This is a genomic window from Saprospiraceae bacterium (assembly GCA_016709995.1).
Lineage (GTDB): Bacteria > Bacteroidota > Bacteroidia > Chitinophagales > Saprospiraceae > JADJLQ01.
In genome coordinates this window covers 484,355-500,055 of sequence record JADJLQ010000002.1, presented here as the reverse complement: position 1 = coordinate 500,055, position 15,701 = coordinate 484,355, and the positions used below count along the sequence as shown (strand labels likewise).

At 43.1% G+C, this 15,701-nt stretch carries 12 protein-coding genes; 5 read left to right on the top strand and 7 right to left on the bottom strand.

Annotated features, from left to right (window positions below; translation table 11 throughout):
- Window positions 1-73: 73 nt before the first annotated feature.
- On the bottom strand, window positions 74-673 hold the full coding sequence (locus IPJ09_16505; protein MBK7373007.1) for a YdeI/OmpD-associated family protein: 600 nt from the start codon (window positions 671-673) through the stop codon (window positions 74-76).
- A 50-nt stretch (window positions 674-723) separates the two neighbouring features.
- Here IPJ09_16505 and IPJ09_16500 point away from each other — a divergent pair, with 50 nt between their 5' ends.
- Entirely contained in the window at window positions 724-2,496 is a 1,773-nt protein-coding gene (locus IPJ09_16500; protein MBK7373006.1) for a TIR domain-containing protein, read from the top strand.
- Window positions 2,497-2,540: 44 nt separating this feature from the next.
- Here the strand turns inward: IPJ09_16500 and IPJ09_16495 are convergent, their stop codons facing one another.
- Both IPJ09_16495 and IPJ09_16490 read right to left on the bottom strand, forming a co-directional pair.
- Entirely contained in the window at window positions 2,541-3,038 is a 498-nt protein-coding gene (locus tag IPJ09_16495) for a hypothetical protein (protein MBK7373005.1), read from the bottom strand.
- A gap of 322 nt (window positions 3,039-3,360) precedes the next feature.
- Window positions 3,361-4,857, bottom strand: a complete 1,497-nt coding sequence (locus IPJ09_16490) for a cysteine--tRNA ligase (protein ID MBK7373004.1) — start codon at window positions 4,855-4,857, stop codon at window positions 3,361-3,363.
- Between the two features lie 475 nt (window positions 4,858-5,332).
- On the opposite strand from IPJ09_16490, the gene IPJ09_16485 reads away from it, so the two are divergent.
- Both IPJ09_16485 and IPJ09_16480 read left to right on the top strand, forming a co-directional pair.
- Window positions 5,333-5,713 (top strand): VOC family protein, encoded by a 381-nt coding sequence (locus IPJ09_16485; GenBank protein ID MBK7373003.1) that lies wholly within the window; start codon window positions 5,333-5,335, stop codon window positions 5,711-5,713.
- 119 nt (window positions 5,714-5,832) lie between these two features.
- A complete protein-coding gene (locus IPJ09_16480) occupies window positions 5,833-6,513 on the top strand; it encodes a DUF2461 domain-containing protein (protein MBK7373002.1) in 681 nt (226 codons plus the stop codon).
- 486 nt (window positions 6,514-6,999) lie between these two features.
- Here the strand turns inward: IPJ09_16480 and IPJ09_16475 are convergent, their stop codons facing one another.
- Entirely contained in the window at window positions 7,000-8,610 is a 1,611-nt protein-coding gene (locus IPJ09_16475) for a sodium/solute symporter (protein MBK7373001.1), read from the bottom strand.
- 167 nt (window positions 8,611-8,777) lie between these two features.
- Between IPJ09_16475 and IPJ09_16470 the strand changes: the two genes are divergently transcribed.
- Window positions 8,778-9,656: an inositol oxygenase gene (locus IPJ09_16470; protein MBK7373000.1), complete on the top strand. Its 879-nt coding sequence runs from the start codon at window positions 8,778-8,780 to the stop codon at window positions 9,654-9,656.
- A 188-nt stretch (window positions 9,657-9,844) separates the two neighbouring features.
- Here IPJ09_16470 and IPJ09_16465 read toward each other — a convergent pair whose 3' ends face one another.
- From IPJ09_16465 to IPJ09_16455, 3 genes are all read right to left on the bottom strand, one after another.
- Entirely contained in the window at window positions 9,845-10,630 is a 786-nt protein-coding gene (locus IPJ09_16465; GenBank protein MBK7372999.1) for an alkaline phosphatase, read from the bottom strand.
- Between the two features lie 94 nt (window positions 10,631-10,724).
- Window positions 10,725-12,413 (bottom strand): RagB/SusD family nutrient uptake outer membrane protein, encoded by a 1,689-nt coding sequence (locus IPJ09_16460; GenBank protein MBK7372998.1) that lies wholly within the window; start codon window positions 12,411-12,413, stop codon window positions 10,725-10,727.
- A 12-nt stretch (window positions 12,414-12,425) separates the two neighbouring features.
- Window positions 12,426-15,383, bottom strand: coding sequence for a TonB-dependent receptor (locus IPJ09_16455; GenBank protein MBK7372997.1), 2,958 nt, complete (start codon window positions 15,381-15,383; stop codon window positions 12,426-12,428).
- 129 nt (window positions 15,384-15,512) lie between these two features.
- On the opposite strand from IPJ09_16455, the gene IPJ09_16450 reads away from it, so the two are divergent.
- Window positions 15,513-15,668 carry a hypothetical protein gene (locus IPJ09_16450; protein MBK7372996.1) on the top strand — a complete coding sequence of 52 codons (156 nt, stop codon included), beginning with the start codon at window positions 15,513-15,515 and terminating at the stop codon, window positions 15,666-15,668.
- The last annotated feature ends 33 nt before the right edge of the window (window positions 15,669-15,701 follow it).

Here is a 15,701-nt window from a genome sequence, read left to right as displayed (position 1 = left end):
AACGACCTTTCAGCCGGGAGACAGGCTTTATTTTTGAATATGTCACTGCATTTAAATTCTAACGCGCTCCTTCTTACCTTCTCAAAGATTTGATCTTTAATCCTTGGGCGCTGTCGGAAATCAATTCGTGTAATCTTTTTGACTGAGTGACTTCTTGTTTTGCACTCATCACCCAATGAATAGCTGTTTTTTGATAGGAAGGTGATGACCCGACAAACCAGGTATAAGCTGGTTTATCTGCCTTGAATTTTTTTAAATAGACTGGCTTCAATACTACTTCCTGGGTTTGCTCGAATGAATAGATATTGACTTTGTTACGATTGCGTTGGTCATACACCGCTCTTCCTGCAGCTGCAACCAGGTTGTTATTCAGCAGGACTTCCATTTTTTCAAGGTTTATTTTACTCCATATACTCTTAGGATTGCGGGGGGTAAATCGAATATAATATCGCTCCTGATCTATCGACCTTCTGATCCCATCGATCCATCCAAAACACAGTGCCTGATCTACTGATTCGGACCAGGTCATGGTAGGCAGGCCGGTGCTCTTTTTGTAATAGCCTACAAAAAGCTCTTTCTCCTTAGCATGAAATTTCATCAGCCATTTTCGGAATGCAGCCGGACCCTGAAAGAATACAATCTCCCTCTCCTGGTGTATTGATTTTATGGACATTTATCGTTTACCTTACACATAGATAAGTAAAAACCTCAAAAATGGAGCATTTGAAAAACGTAATTTTTATATCCTATCGCAGAGCGGACCTCAGCCAGGACCAGGTCAATGTCATTCATGAAGGCCTTGAAAAAGAATTTGGTGATGGCAGTGTGTTTCTGGATACTTCAGACATCCATAGTGGTGCAAAGTGGAAGGAAGTACTGAATCAGGCTGGTACAAATGCCAAAATCTGCCTGGTAATGATCGGTCAAAACTGGTTGGAAAAAAATCATGAAGGCGGGTTGCGCATCCAGGATGAAGGCGACTGGGTGCGAAAGGAAATAGAATATGCCATCGAAAAAAAACTGGCTATCATACCTGTGTTGGTCAATGGTAGTACCCTGCCCAAGTCGGCTGAGCTGCCAGCGACTATTAGAGAAATGCTGGATTCACAGACGATGAGACTGGATCTTCAAAGCTGGTCTATCTATAAAGAGAAATTTATCAAAGATCTTAAACTCCTTCTAGGTGCCAAGGAAAACTCCTCCCTGTCCTTTCTTAATAAATGGTGGTTAGTCTTTTTACCCATCATCGCAGGTATAACCTATTTATTTGTTCGCTCGACTTCGCATGCACCTCCAGTTACCGAACCAACGGTCACTGCTAGTTCTATTCAGGAATGTGAACCATTCACAGATAGTGCCGAGCTCAAGACTTTAATATTTCCAATCATCTCATCTGAAAACGAAAAGCTGGAATACACACTTGAAAGAGAGTTTACCAAAAAATGCCAAAAATATGATCTGAACAATGACAATAATATCGCTGAGTTTTACAGGGACCATCCGGCCACGCTGTCTGATCAAAAATTGATCGCTCGCCGATGTGCAGCTGACCTATATTTCAGCGGACAACTTTTACAGATGGGAACCCAACGAAGTTTTATGGCTGATTTTGGCCTGAGTGATGATGCACTACAAGTGATGAATGCTTCTGCCAAGGACTTCAGCCTGACCCAATCCATCGTCAGCCTGGAAGATCTCACCCAAGGCAAAGCCATAGACAGTCTGTACGAAAATGTACTTCAATATGTGCTGGGACTCGTCGCTTATCGCAACAAGGATTTTAAAAAGTCTGTCCAAATATTTAAAGATTTGCATCCCGAAACGCTTCAAAGTGATACTTTAAAAACCATTGTATACCAACTCATGGCTGATGCATCTATTCAATCTAATCAGCCCGATTCTGCGATCATGTACTTAAGAAAGCTTAATGTCCTGAGCCCCTCCAATTCCGCTGTCATATTAAAAACCGGTGTCGTCGCTGAGAAAAACAAAAAACCAGAAATAGCGATCGCTGCGTACACCCAGCTGATCGACAGCAGTCAATATAATAAGAGCATACTCTATGAACGACGGGGTGACCTGTATAATAAAAACAAAGATTACCAAAAGGCCAAAGAGGATTACAAAAAAGTAGACCCACAGCAGGTACCTCGCGAGCGCCTTGATCCGAAAGTTATTGAAGTAGATAAAAAAATCCTTCAGAACAACACGGAGGTCTCTGCCGTCGCTGCTCCGAAAAGTGCCTTGACTTCCGATAAGATCCTGCTTTCAGAAAAATTATTGCAGTTAAATCAACCTGCCAAGGCACTGGAAATCCTCAAAACGATTGATGCATCTTCTCCTCAATTTAAAGAAGCCAATGCCATTTTGATAGAAGCACAATTCAAAACCAATCCGACAACAGTGACTACGATAGCTCCTGAAGTGCTGCAGGCAAGGCCCAGTTTAAAAACAGCGGTCGAGGTACAAAAGGTGAGATCCAGAATTAAAAATTGAATAGTCTAACAAGGACTATCGATCGGTAGAATTCTTCTTTGTATCTATCGCTGAAACCTGGACAGTGTGATGTCGATCAAAGGTTCTAGTGTCAAAAAGATATCAGCTAAGCGTGTTAATTGATGAGGCAAAGATGGTATATCGAGGGGTAACCAACCTTCTATTAAAGTAAGGGGTCCAAATTGAGTGCTGACATTGGGCCATTGATCTTCCAGTGTTTTAAAAAGTGCTCTGAAGGTGTCGGCAAATTTTCTACTTTCGATCTTATAACCATGCAGCTGGCGAAGTTTGAGTGCATGTATATTATAAAATAATTTTTCTTCTGCCAGGGTAGCTTCATTCACCCAGATAGAAAAGAAAATTCTGGAAGTGGAAGTCAAAGGATCCGGAGATGGATTGGCCCAGGATTTTTTGTATAATTTTAGATACACTGATTCCAGGGTGATGCCCACAGCAACCTCCAGTCCTTTTTGTTTCAGGATTTTTTTATCGAGTTGATTGGCTGTGTCTTGAAATTGATATAAGTATTGTGCAAAGTTCATGATGTGTAATAAAAAATCGGATATCTATATTCTGTTATTAAAGACTGCCATTGACAATTGATTTAATTTTCTCCATGATCTTCTCAAACCTTGAATTTCGATTTTCATAGTCCAAATTTGCGATTTGCAAATCGCAAATAATCATAATGGCGGAGGTACCTAGGAATTCCTCATTAACCAATAAAAGAAGTTAAAAGTGTAAATCTAATGCTGTGTTTTAAGGTGGATTCGCCGGATTAAATAAAATAAATGTTTCCGTACTAGTATTTTTTAAGAAAATGATTCTCCTTCTGTATTTGCTCCATGGATTCAAGAATCCTGTCTATTCATTACCCCAGGTCGTCCCCTCCTTACTATCCTTCAATACTATCTTCAATTTGCCCAGCCGATCCCGCATCAGATCAGAAACTGAATAATCTTTTTTGGCGCGTGACTGCTGTCGAATATCTATCAGTAATTGCATGACTCCATCCAGTTTGTCCGTGCCACCTTCAGCAGCTTCGTCGTCTCGGAGACCCAGGATATCAAAGACCCAACGGGAGATTTCCTGTTGTAGTCGGATTAGAGTGGCAGGACTGATCTGTTGGATATCCGTATGGCCATCTTTAAAAGAATTGATGCGCGTCACCAGGTCAAAAAGAATGGCCAGGGCTTTGGGACTATTAAAATCGTCGTTCATCTCCTTGTATAAGCTGTCCAGGACACCAAGGAGTTCTGTATCTGTTGCTAGATCGTAGGAATTGCCCTGAGTGACCAGGGTTTTTACATGGCGAGTGGCTTCGATCAGGCGTTTGAATCCTTTCTCAGCTCCTTGCAGGGCTTCGTCGGTGAGATCCAGGGTGCTGCGATAGTGGGTCTGGAGCATAAAAAACCGGATCACCATAGGCGCGTACCCGCGCGTCACGTGAGGGCTCTCGCCAGTAAATAATTGCTGAGGAGAGATCGTATTGCCATCGCTTTTACTCATTTTACGACCGTTGAGCAGCAGCATATTGGCGTGCAGCCAGTATTTGGCCGGGGAGTGACCACAGCAGCCTATGTTTTGAGCGATTTCGTTTTCGTGGTGGGGAAATTTGAGGTCATAGCCGCCTCCATGGATGTCAAAAGTGGTGCCCAGGTATTTGGTACTCATGGCAGAACATTCGAGATGCCAGCCTGGAAAACCTTCTGACCAGGGAGAAGGCCAATGCATGAGGTGCCGCTCATCCGCTTTGATCCAGATGGCAAAATCAGAAGGATGCTCTTTTTCGTCCTGGTTTTTGAGATTGCGACTTTCGTTGAGCAGGTCGTCCATGATCTTGCCGGACAGCTTGCCATAGACCTCATGGGTCTCTACCAGTTTTTGGGTATTGAAGTAGACGGAGCCATTGCGTTCGTAGGCATAACCGTTGGCGAGGATGGCTTTGACCATCTCGATCTGCTCGATGATATGACCGGTAGCGCGGGGCTCTATATTGGGAGGTAAGGCGTTAAAGATCGTCATCATGCTGTGAAATCCATTCATATAGCGCTGGACCACCTCCATCGGCTCTACTTTCTCCAGCCGGGCTTTTTTGGACACTTTGTCCTCTCCTTCGTCAGCGTCCCCCTCCAGGTGGCCCACATCAGTGATATTGCGCACATAACGTACTTTGTACCCCAATTGTATCAGATACCTATAAATAATGTCAAAACTCACAAAAGTCCGGCAATTGCCCAGGTGCACATCGCTGTAGACGGTCGGGCCGCACACATACATGCCTACGGCGTCCTCGTGAATAGGCTCAAATCGTACATAATCCCGGGCCAGGCTGTCATAAATAAAAAGGTCTCGATTCATCGGTGCGAAGGTAATTTAAATTGGAGAAACTACGGGCGTTGGGTCCCGTTGTCCACAAAGAATACAGAAGGTTTAAAATTGTTGCGTCGTTAATTTTTCTTTGTTCACGGGCATCATTTTTTGAGCTTAGAGTCTTTCAGTTTTTACTGCTGGTAGGTCGGGGTATCTTTGTTTTGGTTTTCAAAAACAGGAAGACAAGTCAAAATAGTTATCTTGTTTTTATTTGGAATTCCTGATCTGCACAATGAAATACATTTGAAGGTAGTTTTGCCTGTCCTTGTCAGATTTGGGGTCAACTATTTATCATATTCTCAAGTCCTCTGCCCCTTTTCAATTATAATACGACCTTGCAATAAGACTAGCTACCTCAACAAGAGATTTTTAAAAGTACTCAAGAATATCTGTCCAAATTTTCTCTAACGATCCGTCATCTACCTATAACTTTAATAATTCATTCATCCAAAAATCTTAAAAAATGACTTCACAAGAAAATTCACTGAACTGGTTTGAGATCTCCGTAAAAGATCTGGCTCGAGCTAAAAAGTTTTACGAAAAAGTATTTGGCATTAAAATGACAGAAATGGACATGATGGGTATGAAAATGGCTTTTTTCCCCTGGGAAGGCGGAAGCGGCAAAGCAAACGGAGCCTTGGTACAAAGCAAAATGCATAAACCCAGCAAAGCTGGAGCCAAAATCTATTTGAATGCCAATCCTAATCTGACTAAAGCGTTGGCCAAAGTAGAGAAAGCCGGAGGAAAAGTGACCATGCCAAAAACGAAAATCGAGCAGTTTGGCCATATGGCTTTTTTCGAAGATACAGAAGGCAATTCAGTTGCCATGCACTCTAATAAATAATGTAGGAGCGTGTAGAACCTACCGACTATAGCGGATCTTTTTACATGCTAGCTCAATACCGAATACGTTGGCTGGAACGATTCCAGCCATTTTTTTTACTTTGAGGGAAATTTATCAGTATGGCCATCATAGAAAAATCCACCCTTTCCTTCCTCAAAGACCTGGCAAAAAACAACCATCGCGAGTGGTTTAATGCTCATAAAGACCGGTATCTCCTGGCCTATGAAAATGTGATTGCCTTTACGGATGCCTTGCTGGCGGAAATGAATAAACACGATCATATCGAAACACCCTCGGGCAAAGCCAGCCTGATGCGCATCTACCGGGATACCCGCTTTTCCAATGATAAGACACCTTACAAGACTTATTTTGGGGGTGGATTTAAAAGAGCGACCAAACAGCTGAGAGGGGGATATTATTTTGAGATCGGACCGGGTCATACATTGGCAGCCGGTGGATTTTTTAATCCGGAGCCCGCTGATCTGCTGAGGATACGCAAGGACATTGACTACAATTACAAAGCATGGAATAATATGCTGGCGAATAAAAAACTGAGTGGCACCTTTGGTTCGTTACAGGGAGAGTCAGTGGCGACAGCACCCAAGGGATTTGCCAGGGATCATCCGGCTATCGAACTTTTGAGGCATAAAGGATTTTATTTTAAACGGTCTTTCACTGATGCGGAGGTGTTGGATAAATCCTTTTTGAAAGAGATGAATCAGAGTTTTAAAAATTTGAGGCCTTATTTTGATTATATGAGTGTGGTGTTGACCACGGATGGTAACGGGGAAGCGCTTTGACCGCTAAGTAGACCACTAATTATTTTTTAACCACTAAGATCGCTGAGTTTTTTTAACCACCGCCTTGCAGGCTAAGTTCACTAAGGGACACTAAGGGAATTATTATTAATGAATTGATTAACCACTTTGGACCGCTTAATTTTTTTAACCACTTCAACCCGGGGTATAGAACTACAGAAGATCTTTTAACCACTTTGGACCACTGAATTTTTTTTAACCACCGCCTTGCAGGCTAAGTTCACTAAGGGAGTTATCATAAACTGGAATGATCATTCTAATTTTAACCGCTGATTTTTTTAACCACTCAAATATAAAGTTTAGAACTACATAATACCTTTTTACCACTTAAGACACTAAAAGGCATTAAGGAAAATGATCCATTATTAAATTATACCCTTAGTGTCCCTTAGGAACCTTAGCCTGCAAGGCGGTGGTTAATTAAAACCTGAGTGGTAAACTAAAATCTAAGTGGTAAATCAGTGGTGACTACCAGAAGACCGTATACAAGCCCACCAATACACCCCCTATCAATAAAGACCAGATCAAAAAACGCATATCCACCTTAAACATCTCCGGTTCGAGCGCCAGGCCTTTGGGGTTGTGTTTGCTCTTTGGATCCATCAGGGAAATGATGACCATCATGGCTACCAGGATCAGAAAGGACCAGCCCGTACGGTTGAGAAAGGGGATAGGGGTGTCAGGGATGTATTTGAATGCAATGGCCAAGGGAATAGATACTGCCGCTGCTGCTACCGCTGCTGCGGAGGTCGTGCGCTTCCAGAAAAATCCAAGGAAAAATAAGGCGAAGGCACCGGGAGTGAGATAATTGGAATATTCCTGGATGAACTGATAGGCTTGTTCCAATTGACGCAGTTGTGGGGTGACCAACAATGCGATGGCGAAGGCAACCCAGATAGACCAGCGACCTATACGAACGGTCTCGGTCTCGCTGGAAGTCTTTTTTAAATACTTCTTGTAGATATCCAGGCTAAAAATGGTAGCGATACTATTGCATTTACCTGCGAGGGAAGCCACGATAGCAGCAGTGAGGGCTGCAAAGGAGATGCCTTTGAGGCCTATGGGCAGGAGATTCATCAGGGTGGGATAGGCCTGGTCGGGTTTGACTTCTCCGGCGGCATTGACCATCTCGCTGGCAAAAGCTCCCTGTTGGTGCAGGACATACATGGCGATGCCGGGGATGACTACAATGATAGGAATAAGTAGTTTTAAAAAAGCAGCAAACAGAATGCCACTACGAGCCGTAGGCAGATCTGCCCCTAACGCGCGTTGCACGATATACTGGTTGCATCCCCAGTAGTTGAGATTGTTGATCCACATCCCCCCGGCGAGAATCGCAAAACCCGGCAGTTCATAATAGTATTTATGCCCTTTGGAAAAAATCATATGAAAGTGATCATCCGCCTGGGTGCGGAGGATGGAGAGCCCACTGAAGATACCGTTGCCACCAAACTGCTTGGAGACCATATCCAGGGCGAGGTAAGTCACGATCAAACCTCCCAGGACCAATACGACTACCTGGACGATGTCGGTATAGCCAATGACTTTCATCCCTCCCAGGGTAATGAATATGGCAAACAAAGCCAGTCCTATCATACAATACATAAATGGGATGCCCGATATGCTGGACACTGCCAGAGAACCGAGGTATAGAATAGAGGTAAGATTGACAAATACATACAACAAGAGCCAAAACACTGCCATGATCGTAGCCACCGTATCGTTATACCGCTGGGACAAAAACTGCGGCATGGTATAGATCTTATTCTTCAGATAAATGGGAATAAAAAAGACCGCCACCAGGATCAGCGTAGCTGAGGACATCCATTCATACGACGAGATCGCCAGGCCTATGGCAAATCCGGAGCCGGCCATACCAATAAAATGTTCTGCGGATATATTGGATGCTATGAGTGAAGCTCCTATAGCCCACCACGTGAGGGAGCCCTCCGCGAGGAAAAAATCTTTGGTATCGGTCTGCTTAAACTTTTTCTTATGGTAGATCCAATACCCGTAACCGGATACGATCAGGAAATACAGGATAAAGACGCCATAATCCAGCCAATGCAATCTATTCATATGACAAGCTAATTAAAATATTCTGAATTAAATACAGCACCTCAATAAATTATTTGACACTAAAAAAAAACAGTTTGGAGGTATTGTTCCAGCTAAACAAATACATTAAAAATCAAGCCTGTTACTGACAAAAATTTATTTACTTTTGATAGTCCAAATTCATCATTATGGAAAATCATAAGTTTAGTCCTGCCGAAATCGCTCCACTCAAATCTTTGGATGAGTGGGAAGACGATGTTTTGTCCCGATACCCTGAACCCCATATCCCTGCAAAAGCTAAGGAGGAATTCCGAAATTACGAGGACACCAAGAGGGAAACCGTAAAGGAATTTTACCGTCTCAATCATACTTACCAAACGTATGAATTTGTACAGGGCAAACGCAAAGAATTCCTGCAGTTTAATAAAAAGGAAATGCCCATCTGGGATGCATTTGATTTTCTCAATACCCTGGTAGATGATTCTGATCCGGATATCGAACTGGATCAATGGCAGCATTTATTACAAACTTCTGAAGCCATTCGCGCTGATGGTCATCCTGATTGGTTTGTCCTGACAGGACTTTTACACGATATGGGTAAAGTCCTTTGTCTTTTTGGTGAACCACAATGGGCGGTGGTAGGAGATACATTCCCCGTAGGTTGTAAACCATCTGACAAAATAGTCTATCCTGAGTTTTTTAGTTTGAATCCTGATAGCCAGGATGAACGATTTAATACCACCTACGGTGTTTATAAACCTCATTGCGGATTGGATAATGTGACTATGTCCTGGGGGCATGACGAATACCTCTACCAAATGGTCAAAGATTATATGCCGGAATCTGCGCTCTACATGATCCGGTATCATTCTTTTTACGCACAACATAGAGAGCATGCATATAATCACCTGATGTCAGACCATGACCATGAAATGTTTAAATGGGTCAAACTATTTAATCCTTATGATCTCTATTCCAAAGCACCAACACCTCCGGATACGGAAAAACTGAAGCCCTATTACCAGGCACTGCTGAAGAAATATCTTCCAGCTACGCTGAAGTTTTAGTTGACTGCGCTGAGGAGGAGTTATACTCCGACTATTTTCATTAACTGCAGGTCGCAGTAAGACTGCCTGAACTTCGTTCCACCCAAACGACCACTTCCGTTGTGTTGGGGAGGAGTTGCACTCCGACCATTCAACTGCTCCGAAACGATTACCACAAGCCAGCATAGTATTATCCATTCCAACCCCTACTATTTTCGATTAGTTTTCAGATAATGTATTAATTCTTGCACCGTATCAGTCCCTATAATATCCACACCTCTTGATTGCAAATAATGCCAGGCACCTGGCGTATCAGGACTAGCCCAAAATCTAAATTTTTTCTTACGAACATGTATTTGGGTCAATACTGATTTTATCATTTCATCATCTGCTACCGATATCGCTCCTTGACCATCCCAGCGGCTATATTTTTTAAAATCATTGCTCACCATCCCTATTCGTTGCCATTGAGCCGGGGTATACTCCGTATCAGGTCTGCCATCAAAATGTATAAATTCAGGAAATAAAGCCCATTGTCCAGGGTCAGGTACGTTGCCGCTGACCAGGATGGTAAATCCACGTGCATGAAGAAGGTCAGGATATTTTTCCAAAACATTAACTATGCGGGATAGCGTACTCATGCCTTCTGTTTTTATGTCTATCGATAAGCCAAGGTGTTGAGAGCGCCTGGGATAAATCCTTCCTTTATGCGTGGTGACTTCAAGTTGCAGCGGCATCAAATACATGGACTCTATCGTCCTGTCTGCCATCAGTTCATTGGCCTGATGTGCCACCAGAAGATCCTGCCCTTGTAAAAAAACATCTACCTCGATATACCCTACCTGCTGGCGATAGGCATCATAAAAGGGTTTGGTCTGGGCATAGTCGTTGTGGGAAAACACGTTTTTAGGTGCGTAGTGTGCCTGGGCTTGAATGCTTAGGTGAATGCCTATCAGCAATAAAATAAAAACAAATCTCTGAGGTAAAAGAATCATAAGTCAATGTTAGGAAAAAAAAAGCAAAAAAAACCGGATGCAATTCGTCGTATCAAATTACATCCGGCTTCTATCAGCTCGTATACCTTTAATGTTAATAACCCTGGTTTTGCACCAGGTAACCGGGCAAGTTAGACGCCCCATCTATAGCTGTCTGAGGAATAGGGAAAATACGTTTGTTTTTATCAGTATTATTTTTTTCTGTCCAGATGCCTTCGTATTTACCAAAGCGGATCATATCGGGTCTGCGTAAAAATTCCCAGTATAACTCAAATCCGCGTTCTCTATACAACAGGTCCAGGTTCATAGTATTTAAAGGAGGAGCTGGTTTGGTGGCAGTTCGTGCAGCCCTCACCGTGTTGACATCAGCCAATGCTGCCTGTTCTCCACCGCCTTTGCGCAATTTGGCTTCGGCACGCATCAGGTAGATGTCAGCAAGACGGACCAAAACGATATCGGCTTCGCCGAAGTTTCGACCACTGGCTGATTTACTGCTAAACTCATATTTCTCTACCCTGTAGCCATTGCTATAATTACCTCCTTCTACGGTAAAATTGACGGTTTCTGTAAAGTCGACCGGAAGTGTCGGTTTATTCCTGGTTACACTAAAAAGTTTACCGACTTTTAATCTGCCATCGGGACATTTGACGAAAGCTCCATTCACCCGAATCAGGCCATACTGTTGACCTCTCAGGATGCCGCGATCTACTTTAAAATCAGCGGCTGCTACACATGAATCTCCGGGATTGGTATAGATTGAAATGTTTTGTTGATAAAATCTTGGGTCTTTGGTAGCTGGGTCATCCGGGCCGTAAGCAGCTACCCAAGTCCTGTAAAAGTCAGAAGTGATGGCAGGTCCATCCGTGCCGTTGGCATTAGGAAAAGCAGGCAGCGGAAACTGATCGCCGGACAAGGAGAAATAGGCCAATCGATTATGTCCATTGAGATCAGCACGCTGATCATGAGCAAAGATTAATTCTTTATTGTCATGATTATTATTACCAAAAATATCAAAGTAGTTGGGTGACAATTTATACTGACCTGACGCGATAATCTTGTCGCAATATTCTATCACTTTGTCCATATCGGCGGCTGTGAAATTGAAACTGGCTCCATAAATATCCCTGTAGACTGCAGCATTGAGATACAATCTAGCCAGTAGTCCCATGGCTCCATATTGAGTCAACCTACCAGGACCAACGGTGTTGTCCAAATTATTCAGGATACTTTGAAATTCATTGATCAGATAGTTCACAGCCTCAGCGCCGCGTAAAATTCTTGAGGGAGTACCCGGATCATCCTTGACAAATACCAATCCAAACAAATCCAAAGTCAACATACCATAATAAGCATTGAGACCACGAGCTTCAGCCAGATAAACTTTTGAAGCCGGGACATCTATCTCAGGGAGTACGTTGATAGCAGTCACCGCCCTGGAAATTCCTTGTAAAATATGGCCCCAGGTATTACGTACATTGGGATCTGTACTGGTAGTCACATGCTGATGGAGTGATAAATAGATACCATTGTCCCCCCAATCAGTACCTCCACGATAGGGCAATATGGCTTCATCACTTGATATCTCCTGCAAAGCAAAATAATTGGTGTGGATAAATATATCGGTAAATTTGCCATACACCGGTGCAAGGCTTCCATTGGCCGCATCCTGATCTGAAAGATTTGAGGAGAGTGTTTCGTCCAAAATGGTTTCGTCCAGGTTAGTACAACTATTAGAAAGAATCAGACCTGACAATAAAAACAACAGGCTAAGTATTTTTTTCATGACGACTATTTTTTAAAATGAAATTTTTAATCCAAATAAAACCGTTTTTGCTTTTGGGTAACTCAGGTAATCAATACCATAAGAAGAGATGCCATTGATACTTCTATCCGCATTTACTTCCGGGTCATATCCATTATACTTGGTCGATACCCAAAGGTTTTGACCTGTGATCGAAAGACGAATCGCACTCACCCAACGACCCACCTGGATCAGTGATGGATTTAGATTATACCCTAACGACACATTGTTGAGCCGGAAATAAGCCCCATTTTGTAGATAACGAGAAGATACAGGTGCAGCGTTGCTTGTCGATTCTTTTGGCTCGTCCAAAGCATCCGGTGTGACATTAACCCCTTTGGATAGTTTGAGTTTGTAAAAATTGGAGTTGGCTGTATTGTCATAGATCTTATTGCCGGAGATTCCGTTGAAGTTGAGTGAAAAGTCAAATCCTTTGTACCCAAGATCTCCAAACAAACTGTATATCGTCGAAGGCAAGGCACTGCCCAAGGCTACCCTGTCTTTATCCGAAATGATCCCATCACCATCTACATCCCTGAATACACTGAGTCCTTTATCATCGATTCCTGTGAATTCTTTGAGGAAAAAAGTACCGATCGGTTGCCCATTAATATAACCATTGATGGTTGCAGAAGTCAAACCAGAACCTGAAGCCGAGCCTGACGGGATCACTGAATAAGGGCTGTTATTGACCTCATTGTCTATAAAACTCATATTACCCCCAACGGAGTAACGGAATCCCTGACCGAGACTTCTGGCCAGATTAAGAGAAAGCTCCAAACCCTGGTTATTGATTTTCATGTCGTGCACATTCGTCCAAAAGGTTCCAGCCGGCTGCACCGGGTCAGAAGGGATGACCTCCAACAAGATATCACTGGACACTTTTTTGAATACATCTATGGTTCCAGTCAGATCACCACCCAGGAATCCAAAGTCTAAACCGATATTGGATTGAGTAGATACTTCCCACTGAATATCAGGATTGGCCAACCTGGAAAAAGTAGTGCCCGGAGGATAAGCCCCCGTGTTAAATAATGGATAGCTACTATTAGAAGACACCTGGGATGTAAAGGCAGCTTGTGTGATCTTGGCTGGTATCTCCTGGTTGCCGGTAAGTCCCCAACCAGCTCTCAATTTTAAGTTGTCAAAAGGGGAGGATTTCATAAACTCCTCTTCGGTGATCCGCCAACCCAAAGAAAATGAAGGGAAAATACCATATTTATTATTGGCTCCAAATTTTGAAGATCCATCGGCACGAACAGTTGCGGTGACCAGGTATTTATCATTGTATTGATAATTGACCCTTCCAAAAAATGATTGCAATTCATTGATTCCTGCACTTCCGGATGGTTTATTATTTGCCAGGGTGAGTTCCTGACCGAGCCCGGGATTGTAGATTGGCTCGATGTCAGAGATTGGGAATTTATTGATACTGGTACCTCTAAGCTGACCAAAAAATTTCTGATAAGAATGTCCCGCCAGGGCAGAGATATTGTGCCTGGTGGTGACATATTCATAAGTAAGATAATTTTCAATCAATTGATTATTGCCTGTATTGTAAAAGGTCTCCAGTCTGCCTTCACGTAAGGGCACGGCATTGGGCAAAGACTGATTGTTGGTGGTATAATTTGAATGATCGACGCCAAAATTGAGTCTATAGGTCAGTCCTTTTAATAATTTTAAGGAAGGGGAGATATTGCCCGTGATTCTATTGCCCGAATAAATGCTGCTTTCTAAATCTAAAGTGGTGAGCGGATTGGACGCACCAACATATTGAGCCGGCAGTCCTTTGCTGTCATAGGCCGGATAAGTGGGATTGTTAGAGATGGCGTCGGCAATCAGGCTGGATACAGGAGGCCTAAGTGTTTTGTTATAAGTGACCCCCAGGTTAATATCCAGATTGAGTCGGTCTTCGAGAAATTTTTGATTCACATTCAACCTTCCTGTGTAGCGGGTATTATCGTTATTTTTAATGATACCTTCCTGGGTCTGGCTTCCGAAGGAGGCATGGTATGCCAGTTTGTCCGCTCCGCCACTCATGTTTAGATTATAGTTTTGAGTGACAGCCTGACGGGTAATTATTTTTTGCCAATCTGTGTTGGCGCCAAGGTCTTCCAGCTGGCCGCCCACTGCAGGAACTTGTTTTCTAAATTCGGCAGCTGAAAACACAGGTAGAGCTCTGGCTAAAGAAGACAATCCAAGGCTGGTCGAGAAATCGAGTATGGATTTGCCTGCTTTCCCCTTTTTGGTGGTAATCAGGATGACTCCATTGGCACCTCTGGAACCATAGATGGCAGTCGCTGAGGCATCTTTTAACACATCGATGGATTCTATATCGTCAGGATTTAAAAAATTGGCTGGGCCGTTGATTGCCAAACCATCTATTACATATAAAGGATCACTGCCTGTCCTGACTCCACCAGGTCCTCTTACCGTAACTGAAATAGCTCCGGCAGGGTCCCCGCTGGCTGTAGTCACATTGACACCTGCGACCTTGCCTTGAAGCAATTGTTCAGGAGTATTGATGATACCCTTATTAAATTCTTCTGCTCGTAAAGATTTGACTGATCCTGTCACATCACGTTTGTTGATAGAACCATACCCTATCACTACGACCTGGGCCAGATCAGTCGCGCTGGGCTGTAAAGTAAGGTCGATCACGCTCCGACCGTTGATCTGTACTTCCTGTGTTTGGTAGCCCACATATGAAAAGGTAAGCACCGTCACATCATCCGGGACACTGAGCGTCCACTGTCCATTCAAATCGGATATCGTACCTACCTGGGTCCCTTTCGCGAGAATGGATACCCCGATCAGTGGGACTCCACTTTCGTCCACCACAGTTCCTGACAGACTTTGGGTCAGATTGTTTGAAAAACCAGAGGTCAAGCAGGCGGTCATAAGGACCAATAAGCTCATCCTCAATCTTAAAATTAACTTCATACTCATCATTGGATTTAAGGTCAAAAAATCACATCTTCCAAAAATCATAAACCCCTCGCAGGGATGATTTTATGCGATGCGGCTGCAAACATAGAATAGTTTTAAATAGGTAGTATATTATCTGATTATAAATAAATTATGGCCAATAATGAGGTGGATCTGAGTCACTACCTCTTGCTTCAACTGGTCATCCTGGATCATTTAAATGAAAATCCGTGGAAATACAGAGGCAGTACTCAGGAATTTTGGAGTAAAAGTGTTAAAACGAAGACCTTATTATTATCATTTTGTTGACATTCCAGTGCTAGCACCCCAAATAGCTAATCC

Bases quoted from the DNA above. Each gene is read 5' to 3' on its own strand.
- IPJ09_16505 (MBK7373007.1), bottom strand. From the start codon at position 673: ATGTCCATAAAATCAATACACCAGGAGAGGGAGATTGTATTCTTTCAG.
- IPJ09_16495 (MBK7373005.1), bottom strand. From the start codon at position 3,038: ATGAACTTTGCACAATACTTATATCAATTTCAAGACACAGCCAATCAA.
- IPJ09_16490 (MBK7373004.1), bottom strand. From the start codon at position 4,857: ATGAATCGAGACCTTTTTATTTATGACAGCCTGGCCCGGGATTATGTA.
- IPJ09_16485 (MBK7373003.1), top strand. From the start codon at position 5,333: ATGACTTCACAAGAAAATTCACTGAACTGGTTTGAGATCTCCGTAAAA.
- IPJ09_16480 (MBK7373002.1), top strand. From the start codon at position 5,833: ATGGCCATCATAGAAAAATCCACCCTTTCCTTCCTCAAAGACCTGGCA.
- IPJ09_16475 (MBK7373001.1), bottom strand. From the start codon at position 8,610: ATGAATAGATTGCATTGGCTGGATTATGGCGTCTTTATCCTGTATTTC.
- IPJ09_16470 (MBK7373000.1), top strand. From the start codon at position 8,778: ATGGAAAATCATAAGTTTAGTCCTGCCGAAATCGCTCCACTCAAATCT.
- IPJ09_16465 (MBK7372999.1), bottom strand. From the start codon at position 10,630: ATGATTCTTTTACCTCAGAGATTTGTTTTTATTTTATTGCTGATAGGC.
- IPJ09_16460 (MBK7372998.1), bottom strand. From the start codon at position 12,413: ATGAAAAAAATACTTAGCCTGTTGTTTTTATTGTCAGGTCTGATTCTT.
- IPJ09_16455 (MBK7372997.1), bottom strand. From the start codon at position 15,383: ATGATGAGTATGAAGTTAATTTTAAGATTGAGGATGAGCTTATTGGTC.
- IPJ09_16450 (MBK7372996.1), top strand. From the start codon at position 15,513: ATGGCCAATAATGAGGTGGATCTGAGTCACTACCTCTTGCTTCAACTG.